Below are 11,426 nucleotides of genomic sequence, written 5' to 3'. Positions count from 1 at the left end.
AATTTAAATCAGGGAGAAAGGTTGTGGTTTGATTAAAGATTAGAAAACACGATATTAATCAAAGATACATTACTCTTTACGGAGGAGTTGTGGTTTGATTAAAGATTAGAAAACACGATATTTGCGAAATCATTCCGTTTGGACCGGTTCCAGTTGTGGTTTGATTAAAGATTAGAAAACACGATATTTATTTCAATATTTGAAGCGAACCCGCTTGTGTTGTGGTTTGATTAAAGATTAGAAAACACGATATTAATGGGAAATAGCACTAGATGCAACAGATAGTTGTGGTTTGATTAAAGATTAGAAAACACGATATTACATAAACAAAATAGACCAAGATCATAAAGTTGTGGTTTGATTAAAGATTAGAAAACACGATATTTATGTAAACAAAATGGACTTCATACACAAAGTTGTGGTTTGATTAAAGATTAGAAAACACGATATTTATGTAAACAAAATGGACTTCATACACAAAGTTGTGGTTTGATTAAAGATTAGAAAACACGATATTATAAAGAACCAATAACAGATGGAGCACCACGTTGTGGTTTGATTAAAGATTAGAAAACACGATATTGAATGGACATGAAAAACGTACACCTACCTAGTTGTGGTTTGATTAAAGATTAGAAAACACGATATTTATGTAAACAAAATGGACTTCATACACAAAGTTGTGGTTTGATTAAAGATTAGAAAACACGATATTAATGGAGTAGTACAATGTCAAGCGGAACGTGTTGTGGTTTGATTAAAGATTAGAAAACACGATATTATAAAGAACCAATAACAGATGGAGCACCACGTTGTGGTTTGATTAAAGATTAGAAAACACGATATTCGTATTTTTGCATGTATATGCATGTACATAGTTGTGGTTTGATTAAAGATTAGAAAACACGATATTTATAATGGAATTGAAGGAGATAACCTTGTCGTTGTGGTTTGATTAAAGATTAGAAAACACGATATTTGTTGGTTTAAATTCAAAGAAGCCTCTTTAGTTGTGGTTTGATTAAAGATTAGAAAACACGATATTTAATTTTACCCTCTCCATCAAGAAAAACTTGTTGTGGTTTGATTAAAGATTAGAAAACACGATATTTTTTTATTTTGTAAAAAACAGGAAGAGCAGGTTGTGGTTTGATTAAAGATTAGAAAACACGATATTCGACATGCTTTATATATAATTGAACCATTAGTTGTGGTTTGATTAAAGATTAGAAAACACGATATTCTGTAATTGTTTTCATCTTTCTAACGAATTGTTGTGGTTTGATTAAAGATTAGAAAACACGATATTGAAACTCCGCGATACAGAAAGTAACAGTAGGTTGTGGTTTGATTAAAGATTAGAAAACACGATATTTCATAGCAATAAACTTCGAAATCATCCATCGTTGTGGTTTGATTAAAGATTAGAAAACACGATATTGCACCAGTAATTGCAACGTTTAATGATTGGGTTGTGGTTTGATTAAAGATTAGAAAACACGATATTAGTTGGTTTGTTTCCTTCTGATATACAATGTTTTATGTGTGAATATCGTTCAAAAAAATGCTTCTTTTATGGTTTGATAACCCATAATTGTGGCATTTTTTCTATTGTAGGGTTAGTAAATAAGGTTTTATACATTGAAATGTTACTGAGAATTTAATTAAAATAGTATTAAAATAATTCTAGCTGTGTAGGTTGAGGTGCTGAAGGTAATGCTGCTTTTCCCCAAAAATTTAAAATATTCCCAAATTGTTTATCGGTTATTCGAAGTACACTTACTTTGCCTAAAGGTGGTAGTAGTTTGTGAATTCTCTTTTCATGAACATCGGCACTTTCGCTACTTGCGCAGTGGCGTACATAAACAGAATATTGCATCATCGAAAATCCATCTTTCAATAAATTGTTTCTAAATCCAGATGCATTTCTTCTGTCTTTTTTTGTTTCTGTGGGGAGATCAAAAAAAACAAATAGCCACATTATTCGATATCCGTTAAGCTCCATAATGCAGGATATTTAATTTTTTTTCGATTTCCTGTGAAGCATTGTTGAAGAGAACTGGCAGTCTTTTGCAAAGCTATCATTAAAGGACTTTTCTCATCTTTAAAATAAACCGTTCTAGTTAATATTTGTAATAATTCGGACTTAATAGTAGTATTTAGTTCTTGTTCATCAAAACGCTGCATAATTTCAAAGACTTTTTCATCCACAATGGGACGAAACGGTTCCATGATATCATCAGCAAGTGCAAAAGCATTGTATTTACTTTTATGGTGAATTCCTAATGTATTGAGTAGGCCGCTTCCGGAAAGAGCTCTTGCAGTTGCGGCTCTTAAAATCGCATATCCATAATTCAAGAAATTATTAGGATAGTCGCCATATCTTTCTCTTTTTATTCCATCAAATTCTAGATTTGGCTGAGGAAAATATTTCCAATATTGTTGCGCTGCAACTCCTTCCATATTAGATGAATCTCCACTTAATACTTTACTGGCTAGAAATACAAAACTATTTTTTGAATCAGTTATTTTTTCGAGTAATTGTCCTTGGTTTTTAATTTTTTCAATTATCGTTTGCTGCCATAATTGCTTTTTTAATGGTATGGAAGCTTCAATTTGATTTTTGAATATTTCCTGCTGAATATGATGGCTGTTAAGGTTTAACAGCATTCCGTTGGGAAGATGATTTTTTCCACAGATAACAATAGAGGTATTGTTATCAACAAGTAAATTCATAGCAGGAATACTAAGGTAGATTTCATTATGATCGAGAACAAGAAAACCAATATCTTCAATTGGGATACAACTCTCCTTTATTTCTGATTTTAGTACTAGCTGATTGTTTTTTGTCGTTATGGAAATTTTGTTTTCAATTAAAATAGTTCGTTTTAGCATAAATTTAATTTGAAATTATAAATAACAGTTTGTTCTATTTAAATTTGCACCTTTAATTATTTATCTAAAGTTCGACTTAAAAGAAGTGTTGTTTTTACGGTTTTCCATAATTTGGAGATTTTAGTTAAGAACTAAATCTTAACTTTAGAGTAAATCAATAAAATACATTAATTATATGAAGTCAGCCTATTTATACGTTCGTGTAAGTACGGACGAACAAAAGAGAAAAGGTTACTCCTTACCAGAGCAGGAGGATAGACTATTGAAGTATTGTAAATATTACGATATCGAAGTTAAAGGAATTTATCGTGAAGACTTCTCTGCGAAGAATTTCAATAGGCCAGAATGGAACCGATTATTCTCAGAAATTAAAAAGAAGTCATCAGGAGAAGATAAAAATATTCTATTTATCAAGTGGGATAGATTCAGTCGTAATATTGAATACGCTTACGAAATGATTGGAAAGCTTCGGAAATATAAAACAACTGCAAAAGCTATTGATCAGCCAATAGATTTCTCTGTGCCGGAAAGCACGGTTATGCTAGCAGTATATTTAGCTGTTCCGGAAGCAGAAAATACCCGCAGAGCTCAAAACACTGCAAATGGCATTCGTCGAGCAAAGTTGATGGGCAGATATCCTAGTAAGGCACCACTAGGATTTATCAATTTGAGATCAATGGATGGTAAAAAAGGAATTACTCCCAAAGAACCTGAAGCCGAAATTATAAAATGGGTTTTTTATCAAGTTGCCAAGAACGATCATAAAATATCCCAAATCATGAAAATAGCTAATGACAAAGGATTGCTGTGCTCAAGATCACACTTTTTCAGGATTTTGCATAATCCTGTTTATTGTGGGCTTATACCAGTCAAACTTGAATCTGGTGAAGAGCAAATGGTAAAAGGATTACATGAACCATTAATATCTGAGTCTTTGTTTAATCAGGTTCAGTCTGTTATTAACACAAAAAGAAAAACTACTGCTAAAAAAGATGATTTACAATCAACATTTTTTTTAAGAGGTTTTTTAATCTGTCCTGTTTGTGATCGAAAACTTGGCGGAAGTTATTCAAAAGGAAGAGCAAAAAGATATCCGTATTATCATTGTCGTGGTGGCTGCAGAGTAAGGATAGGTGCGATAATTCTAAATGACTGTTATCAAAATAAGCTGCAACAATTGATACTCTCAAATAATACTATTGAATTGTTTAAGAACATTTTGGTAGATCAGAATATAAAGACACAGAAAGCAAGTTATCTATATGCTCAAAAAGTATTAGAGAGAAAAATTAAAGAGGAAGTACTAACCCTTTCTCAAGGCAGGAAATTATTTATAGCTGGAATATTAAAAATTGATGACTACAATGAATTAAAAAAAGATAATAAAGTCAGCATCAAAAATCTTAAAAAGGAAGCTCGAGATATTGTTTTTAAACTAAAAGGGATTGATAAAAAAAATCAAATAGAAAATAAAGCATTAGTAGAGATCTTTCAAAGATTTTCTGAATTTGATGTCTCAGATAAAAGGCATCTTGTAAGTCTTATTCCACCAATCGACATTGATTTTAAAACTAGAACTCTTTCTTTAGGTTTGAATCAAGCATTTTTAAAAATATTATCAAAAAAAAGTAACCGAAAAACCAATAGAAAAAATGAATTTCATTGAGAAGAATGTTTCAGTAGAAAAGGCCGTTATTATTCTTTCTAAGAACGGCATTCAGGTAGATGAGAAGGAAGCTAAAATTATTTTGGAATTACTATATTTAGTATCAAAAAATTGCGATAAACCAAGAGAGAAAAAAATGCTATATCCTTAACGGGATTTCGAATCATTGTTCAGCCCCGATTAAATCTCTAATAAAGCCACTTTTAGACTGTTTATTTCAAACAGACTAAGGATTCCTTGTGAAAAATCGAACCATATAATTTTAGTCCGTAAAAGCTTGAAAAACCTGCATTTTTGTGCATAAAAAAAGAGACAACTATTAACTAGTTGTCTCCTTAAGTGGGTCGATGGGATTTCAATCGAACACTTAATTCCAATATTGATGTTTTTTGATAGTTTGAAATAACTGGTTAATTAATTGATTTATTAAGGTTTTTAAACATCTGTTTTTAAGCTTGTTTTTTTAATTGTAAATTTAAACAACTCGCAAATGTTTAATTTTGATAAGAATAATTATTTTATAAAGAGAAAGAATGTAATAATTAATTTTGAGGCAGGAAAGACGCTGGGATTGCAATGTAATACATTATTATGGTTTTAATTTTCCCTAAGTAATATTACCAACGTCAAAGCCATCATAATAATCAATATGGTTAACTTCAGCTAAATTATAAAACATAATATTTAAGGCATGTAAAGAATCAATAGTATGATGCTGAATATTGGTAACTTGAAGGTAATATTCTGTATCATCTGTATCATTAATTTTTTTAGCTTCAAAAATACTGTCAAATTTATATCCAAGTTTTTCAAGTTTAAGCGTAAAATCATCTAACTTTCTTTTGTTTTTATCCAAAAAAAAGTAAGTCCATAATAATTTTTCATTTGTATTGAAATCATTTCCCTCTTTTAAATCTTCAAAAAAATCTATAATTGTTTCCCTATTTATCATATCAATATTTTTTATGTTCCATTTGGTTTTGGTCTTACTTGACCTGCGGGGACGATTATAGCTATGATGTAGCTGGAAATATGAAGATTTACTTAAACAGTAAAATTGACGCTACATATATTGAATTAACTACCAATGCATCTATGTATATTAGTATTAGTGGCTGGAATTCTTTCTTATGCTTTAATACTCATGTTCTAAACAAGATTCTTCGTAAACCCAATTTCCCTTTTTTTCACCTTCTTCTAGAAAGTCTCTAATAACAGGATAATACACTTTTTGGGGTATATTAACAGCAACAATACTTCTCACGAGTAAAACTTCTGATTCACAATCGTTTTTGTTCAACCATTCTCTTGTTGATTCAATTTTATTATCATCATAGAGAAAGATCCTTATAGTACTATTCCCTGAAATTTTAACAAAATCATCAAAATAATACATTTTATCATCCTCATCATATTCAGCTTTAATTGTATCTCCCAATGAAATTCTTTTTGCGACAAAAGGAATATTATCAACTACAAAATTTTCCCCATTTCTTTCACACCAAATAGTTTCTGTTTCAAACTCAGCTTCATTTATTTTTTGTACGAAAGCTACTTTTATATTATTATTCATATTATTCATCCTCCTTTTTCAGATTACAATAAGAACATAAAATATATTCCTTATCTGGTGTTCACTACCGTGATCTCTTTTTCTTTTAACATGGTCAACGTTCGTTTCACTTGTAGATGAAGTTAACCCTTTTTTAGATTGTCTAGTTGCAGTTTATTTTTTCACTAACCTAATTTTATTGCGTTGTTATTTTGTGTCCATTCGACAAGTTTTTTCTTAAATAAATTATTTATATCTTCTGTAAAAAACCAATTTTCACTATATTCCGTTTTCTTCAAAAAATCTTTTTTAAAATCTTTTAAAAGATTATTAGCTTCGTTTACAAAATGATCACTTTTTAAAGTTTGTTTGCCGTCTTCATAATATTTGGGAGTATAATATAGACGGCCAGCTTCTATTTTATTACCTTCTGAAGGAGTACATACTAAAAATTCTATTGCATAAGATTTTTCAGGATTGAATAAATAATATCTTTGTTTTTCGATAAATTTATATTCAATTTGATTTGAATCATAGATAATTTCTATCTTACTTTGTTTGTTCAATTTTTCTTCCTGTTTTATTTCATCCAGATGATTTACTAAATAAGGATATAGCGCAAAACCTTTCTTTCTAAAGTAAGTAATAAATTTCTCAATATCATTATTTGAGTGAAAAAAATTAAGTTGTTTTGAAATCATAATTTAAAATTAATTATATGGAACAAATATTATTCTGTTACTATTTGTGCCCTATGCTTCCAACTTGAAAAATAGTATTTACTCATTTTTACCAACCTGTTTTTCTTAATAAATTTGGACTTTTAATTAAGGGCTGTTGAAATATTCATCAAATAACTTTAAAAATTTTGCTTTGTCATTTCCTGCTTCTAAACTTGCTTTTCGCATATTTAAAAGTACAGTTTTTATTATTTCTGCTCCTCTTTTTAATGATTAGTATTGTACAGGATTTGTTTTAGGGTGTCAGATTATTTCCAAATACATTCACCTTCGATAATTAAATAAGGAAAATATTCCTCACTCCAGTTTTCTCCATCTTTAGATATTTTGAGGCAAAGTGCATCTCTTTTTTCAGATATTCCATCTCCATTTTTAAAATTAGCTATTACATCAAAAGCAACAGCACCAGCTTCAATTAGATTTGCTTTAATCTTTTTTGAAAGTTGTTGTTGAAGTATTTCTATTGCATTATTTGAATCCACTATTTCTTCATCACTATAATATCCAAGAGGTGTTATTTCATTATTAAGAATTGTAGAACCGAAGGGAGCAAATTCTCTAAGAGTTTCTATGTATATTTTTGCTTGATTAAAAATATCCACTTTTAAGTTGTGTAATTGAATATCCGTCATGTATCAGAATTTATTGACTTATAGTTTTCTGCTGTAATAAAAAAGTTTAACTGTTTTGGACTACTCATTATTTAAAATTTAAAAGAAATTAATAAAAGAAACAAATTCGAGCATTTAAATTACTGTCACTTTTCCAAATTCAATTCCAGTTAATTTGCCCTTTTGTATATCTTTTTTTAGCTTTTCAGAAATAATTATAAAAATATTTATTTGCCATAAATTATCTGATAATTCTTCATGAAATACATTATAAAAGTTGACTTTTAATAAAGAATAACATGGTTTTAAAATTCTATTTGAATTTGGAATATACTTTGTGTTTTCGATGTCGAGAACATCTAATTTTCTATTAAATCTCAGTATGTAATAAATTTTAAATGTTGCATTCGCCCAGACTTTACAATTTATCCAATCGATATCTTCTTGCCCTGTTAAATGTAGATCGACAATTGCTTTTAATCTATCTGACATTAATGCAAAACCAATATTATTAGGAAGATAATCCTCCCATATTGTATTTAAATCGGATAAATCGTCACTTTCTTCTACACTGTCTTTTAATTGACTAACTTTTTTAATTATTAAGTCAAAAGGTAATTTATTACATCCGACTAATTCTTCTGTCAATTCAAAATTTAGTTTAGAGTTTTCTGGACCAAATGCAACTGGCCCCACTGGGTTATCAACCCAACTTATCGAAAAATATTTACTCATTACTGCCAACCGGATTTGCGTAATAAACCTGGATTTTGAAGAACAGGTTGTGTTACAGATTCATTAAATAATTTTATAAATTGTTCTTTATTATTGCCGGCCTTAGCTGATGCTTCTTGCATTGCTTTATAAACAAATTTGTGATAGTCATTTGGATGTCTCCCTAAATGAGGCATCAAAGCTTTATTCCAGGACCCATTTAAAGATAAACCATATTTTTGCGCAATTTTATTCATCAATGGAGTCCAGTTTTTATTTTTGTTTGTTGCGAAATGATGCATTTGCTTAGGCAAATTTTCAAGAAGTATTATTGCGTTTTTAGGTTTAACTTTTCCTTTTGTAATAACCGCTAAAGCTATACTTGCTTGAGGAGAATCATCCCCCATTTCAGTAAACAATTGAGTGAAAAAAGCTTCCCAAAAACCAGTTACATCATATGGACCACCTATAGCTGTCGTTGCACCATTAGCTTTATTAAAGCTATCAAAATCTGGAACATTTAGCTCTCCATTTTCATCAAATTGATATACTAAACCAGGAACATAAACCATTCCCGGTTTTTCCTTACCAACGTTTGGTAAACCTTTTTTAGAGCCTCCTTTTACCCAATCATCTCCAACCAAATAAACACTATCGTCTCCATCATCTCTATGTTCGACAACTTTTCCACCTCCGTTAACGAAAGTTGATGATATAAAGGTTGATGCATCGGGTGATAGCCCACTCGGATCAGAAAATAAGACCGGATTATTAAATGAAAAATTATAAGGAGAGTGCTCGTAAAAATTTTCTGAAAGCTCATCTATATTGCCCCAACGACCAATATCGGGCATATAATTTCGGGCTTCCATATCATAAACATTAAGCTGTAACTCGTCTTGTAGTTCTTTTCCACTAAACTTATACTTGTTATTTCCTGTGCAATATTTGCCTCACGCGAGAGACTACCTTTTTGTAAGAACGTCTTATTTTTTCAAAAATAGCGTAATTTTTTCTTTCAATTGAAAAAAAATAATCACTAAAATTTCTTTAATCCTTTATTCCCGCTTCTTTACGGATTTGTGCTATCAGTTTTTTTATTCTTTGCTTGGCTCTATAGCGTGTATTTGGGATTTTTATCTCCGCTTCTATATCTTCATAAATTTTACTACTCCAAGTACCTTGTTCCAATAATCTTTTCAGGCAGATTTTCAATAAAATATCAACTGGCTTTAATTCTGTTTTTTGTTTCATTTTTCTTATAAATTAACGATGTGCAAATATGCGCATAAATTAATAAATTTGCTAATTGAGTCCCGACTATCATTAGTCGGGATTTTAACATTTGCTTAAAATCGTGTTTTTGGGTGTTTTTTAAGGTAAAAAAGAAACGGGTAAGAGATAAAAAAAAACATCTTTCGGAGTTAAAATGGCGTACCAAAACCGTATTATTATCAAGGGGCTTTTTTGGGGTATGCCTACGGCAGTTAACGAATTAATAATTTGTAAGAATAATTTAGCGCAATGGATGATGTTTATCAATGGCGCTCTGCAGGGCTTTTATTCCTGTCTGTTTGTATTTTTCGGTAGTATCCAAGTGTTTGTGTCCTGCAAAGGTCTGAACCATCCGTAAATCGTTTCCTTTACTTAAAAGATTCGTTATTACACTTTGGCGGATTGTGGTTGAAGTTAGTTTTTTAGTGTACCTCTTTTGATAGGTACTGATTAAATAAATAATATCCTCTATTTGGATTGGTGTTCCAAGCTTTCCCAGTAACAGCATATTTTTATCTTCTCGATGTGTTTTAAGGGCGTTTCTGTCCGTATTGATGTATTTGTATAACAAAAGGATTTGTTCGGCTTTTAAAGGCAATATTCGGTTATTGGTTAAAGCAGTTGGTTTTATTTCTATGGTTGCCTTTTCTAAATCAATGGCATTTACTTCTAATTCTGTGAGTTCTCCCGATGTTGGGGCTTGATAAACAAGTAAACTTATAATTATTCTGTTTCTTAAAGTCAAAAAAGGATACCGTTCTTTTCTTGGTTCTAAAAGCTCTTGCAGTTCTTTATCAGTAAATAAATCCTGATGTTGTATTGGTGTTTCTTTAGCATCCCTAAACTTGATGCTTTGAGTAGGATTGTCTTTTCTGATACCCGTTTCAATTAAGTACTCATAGTATTTCTTTAAGGCAAAAAGGATACCTCTGAGCGTATTGGCAGGGTAGTTTTTACGTAATTCCTCTATGTACTGCATTACTTTTTTATAACTGTAATGCTCTGTATTTCGGTTTTGAAGCCTAAATTTATTGATGTGGTAATAATAACTTTTAGCCGTTGATTCCTGCAGGTGGCTTTTGAGATAGATTTCTAAATTCATTTCATTTTTAAGTTGTTTATTTTAGTATAAATTTGAGTTGTAGAGAGCCTCGAGTGTCCTAAAAAGTCCCGTACCATTTCAATACTCATATCATTTTCCAGTAAGTGTGTGGCTATACTATGGCGCAGATGATGCAGGCTTATGTCTTTTATTTTTGCCTTTTTAAGCAGCGCTTTAAAGATCAGGTGCATTGTATTTCCTGACATTCTTTTATACTGTTTATTGGTCAAAAAGGCTATTTCCTGCGTATTTATTTGATACCCTAAAAAGAGTTTAAAATCGGCTGTAAGGGTTTTATTTAGGGGGATTACCCGACGCTTTTTACCTTTTCCCTGACGAACAAAAAGCAGTTTCTTTTCGATATGGATATCTTTTTTATTGAGGTTTACCGCTTCGCTTCTCCTGAGTCCGCAACCGTAACAAAGGTGCAGGATCATTTTTTCTTCCCCAGTTTTGCAATGCTCATAAAGTATTTTTATTTGTTCTTGGGTGAGTACCTCTCTTACTTCGTTTCTAGGATTTTTAAGCTTTAAGGTAAAAGGATTTCGCTTGATTTTATGGATTCTTTCCAAATATTCAAAATACATTTTAATCCCCAATAATTGGCTGTAAATATGGCTCTCACTCAGCTTTTCACCACTGGTTTTACTTGTTTTTTGCTGTAAATACTTTTGATATGATTTGATGTGGCTGTCGTCTATTTCAGCGTCCGTTTCTTGGAAAAAAACTAAAAAATGACTGGCATATTTGGGGTAATTGCTGATTATGGTTTGGCAGTACCCTAAGGTCTGCAGTTCTTGTCTAAAGGCATAAATCTTATCTTTCATATACCTATGCTGTTTTTATGGTTGTACTTTTTAGGAACTTGGGA

At 30.8% G+C, this 11,426-nt stretch carries 12 protein-coding genes, 1 pseudogene and 1 CRISPR repeat array (1 of these 14 cut by a window edge); of the genes and pseudogenes, 1 reads left to right on the top strand and 12 read right to left on the bottom strand.

The genetic code is table 11. The features are described from left to right. A CRISPR array of direct repeats spans positions 1-1,507; the repeat unit is 36 nt; unit sequence GTTGTGGTTTGATTAAAGATTAGAAAACACGATATT (it extends 1,759 nt beyond the left edge of the window). Positions 1,508-1,675: 168 nt separating this feature from the next. Together cas2 and cas1 are read right to left on the bottom strand one after the other, a co-directional pair. After that, positions 1,676-2,005 carry a CRISPR-associated endonuclease Cas2 gene (cas2, locus tag LNP23_RS21335; protein ID WP_073485070.1) on the bottom strand — a complete coding sequence of 110 codons (330 nt, stop codon included), beginning with the start codon at positions 2,003-2,005 and terminating at the stop codon, positions 1,676-1,678. Beyond that, positions 1,981-2,895 carry a type II CRISPR-associated endonuclease Cas1 gene (gene cas1, locus LNP23_RS21330; protein ID WP_230002799.1) on the bottom strand — a complete coding sequence of 305 codons (915 nt, stop codon included), beginning with the start codon at positions 2,893-2,895 and terminating at the stop codon, positions 1,981-1,983. The genes cas2 and cas1 overlap by 25 nt, the downstream gene beginning before the upstream one ends. A gap of 175 nt (positions 2,896-3,070) precedes the next feature. Between cas1 and LNP23_RS21325 the strand changes: the two genes are divergently transcribed. After that, the gene (locus tag LNP23_RS21325; RefSeq protein WP_230002798.1) at positions 3,071-4,561 is read left to right on the top strand and encodes a recombinase family protein; all 1,491 of its coding nucleotides are present in this window, start codon (positions 3,071-3,073) and stop codon (positions 4,559-4,561) included. 607 nt (positions 4,562-5,168) lie between these two features. Here LNP23_RS21325 and LNP23_RS21320 read toward each other — a convergent pair. From LNP23_RS21320 to LNP23_RS21275, 10 genes and pseudogenes are all read right to left on the bottom strand, one after another. Continuing rightward, on the bottom strand, positions 5,169-5,513 hold the full coding sequence (locus tag LNP23_RS21320) for a ribonuclease E inhibitor RraB (protein ID WP_230002797.1): 345 nt from the start codon (positions 5,511-5,513) through the stop codon (positions 5,169-5,171). Positions 5,514-5,696: 183 nt separating this feature from the next. Then, positions 5,697-6,134 carry a DUF4265 domain-containing protein gene (locus LNP23_RS21315; RefSeq protein ID WP_230002796.1) on the bottom strand — a complete coding sequence of 146 codons (438 nt, stop codon included), beginning with the start codon at positions 6,132-6,134 and terminating at the stop codon, positions 5,697-5,699. Between the two features lie 164 nt (positions 6,135-6,298). After that, positions 6,299-6,814, bottom strand: coding sequence for a hypothetical protein (locus LNP23_RS21310; RefSeq protein WP_230002795.1), 516 nt, complete (start codon positions 6,812-6,814; stop codon positions 6,299-6,301). A gap of 287 nt (positions 6,815-7,101) precedes the next feature. After that, positions 7,102-7,485 (bottom strand): hypothetical protein, encoded by a 384-nt coding sequence (locus tag LNP23_RS21305; RefSeq protein WP_230002794.1) that lies wholly within the window; start codon positions 7,483-7,485, stop codon positions 7,102-7,104. A gap of 114 nt (positions 7,486-7,599) precedes the next feature. Further along, positions 7,600-8,199 carry an imm11 family protein gene (locus LNP23_RS21300; RefSeq protein ID WP_230002793.1) on the bottom strand — a complete coding sequence of 200 codons (600 nt, stop codon included), beginning with the start codon at positions 8,197-8,199 and terminating at the stop codon, positions 7,600-7,602. Continuing rightward, positions 8,199-8,894 carry an AHH domain-containing protein gene (locus tag LNP23_RS22910; protein WP_346432765.1) on the bottom strand — a complete coding sequence of 232 codons (696 nt, stop codon included), beginning with the start codon at positions 8,892-8,894 and terminating at the stop codon, positions 8,199-8,201. The genes LNP23_RS21300 and LNP23_RS22910 overlap by 1 nt, the downstream gene beginning before the upstream one ends. Before the next feature lie 33 nt (positions 8,895-8,927). Then, positions 8,928-9,101: pseudogene (locus tag LNP23_RS22860) on the bottom strand (RHS repeat-associated core domain-containing protein); the annotation flags it as partial. Positions 9,102-9,228: 127 nt separating this feature from the next. Beyond that, positions 9,229-9,432 carry a hypothetical protein gene (locus tag LNP23_RS21285; protein ID WP_230002792.1) on the bottom strand — a complete coding sequence of 68 codons (204 nt, stop codon included), beginning with the start codon at positions 9,430-9,432 and terminating at the stop codon, positions 9,229-9,231. 262 nt (positions 9,433-9,694) lie between these two features. Continuing rightward, a complete protein-coding gene (locus LNP23_RS21280; protein ID WP_230002791.1) occupies positions 9,695-10,555 on the bottom strand; it encodes a tyrosine-type recombinase/integrase in 861 nt (286 codons plus the stop codon). Further along, on the bottom strand, positions 10,552-11,382 hold the full coding sequence (locus LNP23_RS21275; RefSeq protein ID WP_230002790.1) for a tyrosine-type recombinase/integrase: 831 nt from the start codon (positions 11,380-11,382) through the stop codon (positions 10,552-10,554). The genes LNP23_RS21280 and LNP23_RS21275 overlap by 4 nt, the downstream gene beginning before the upstream one ends. Between the last annotated feature and the right edge of the window lie 44 nt (positions 11,383-11,426).

It is taken from the genome of Flavobacterium cupriresistens (assembly GCF_020911925.1).
GTDB classification, from domain to species: domain Bacteria; phylum Bacteroidota; class Bacteroidia; order Flavobacteriales; family Flavobacteriaceae; genus Flavobacterium; species Flavobacterium cupriresistens.
This window is presented reverse-complemented; position numbering and strand designations above follow the sequence as displayed.

Excerpts from the sequence above, each read along its gene's own strand:
- LNP23_RS21325 (WP_230002798.1), top strand. The coding sequence starts at position 3,071 with ATGAAGTCAGCCTATTTATACGTTCGTGTAAGTACGGACGAACAAAAG.
- LNP23_RS21310 (WP_230002795.1), bottom strand. The coding sequence starts at position 6,814 with ATGATTTCAAAACAACTTAATTTTTTTCACTCAAATAATGATATTGAG.
- cas1 (WP_230002799.1), bottom strand. The coding sequence starts at position 2,895 with ATGCTAAAACGAACTATTTTAATTGAAAACAAAATTTCCATAACGACA.
- LNP23_RS21280 (WP_230002791.1), bottom strand. The coding sequence starts at position 10,555 with ATGAATTTAGAAATCTATCTCAAAAGCCACCTGCAGGAATCAACGGCT.
- LNP23_RS21305 (WP_230002794.1), bottom strand. The coding sequence starts at position 7,485 with ATGACGGATATTCAATTACACAACTTAAAAGTGGATATTTTTAATCAA.
- LNP23_RS21320 (WP_230002797.1), bottom strand. The coding sequence starts at position 5,513 with ATGATAAATAGGGAAACAATTATAGATTTTTTTGAAGATTTAAAAGAG.
- LNP23_RS21285 (WP_230002792.1), bottom strand. The coding sequence starts at position 9,432 with ATGAAACAAAAAACAGAATTAAAGCCAGTTGATATTTTATTGAAAATC.
- LNP23_RS21275 (WP_230002790.1), bottom strand. The coding sequence starts at position 11,382 with ATGAAAGATAAGATTTATGCCTTTAGACAAGAACTGCAGACCTTAGGG.
- LNP23_RS21315 (WP_230002796.1), bottom strand. The coding sequence starts at position 6,134 with ATGAATAATAATATAAAAGTAGCTTTCGTACAAAAAATAAATGAAGCT.
- LNP23_RS21300 (WP_230002793.1), bottom strand. The coding sequence starts at position 8,199 with ATGAGTAAATATTTTTCGATAAGTTGGGTTGATAACCCAGTGGGGCCA.
- cas2 (WP_073485070.1), bottom strand. The coding sequence starts at position 2,005 with ATGGAGCTTAACGGATATCGAATAATGTGGCTATTTGTTTTTTTTGAT.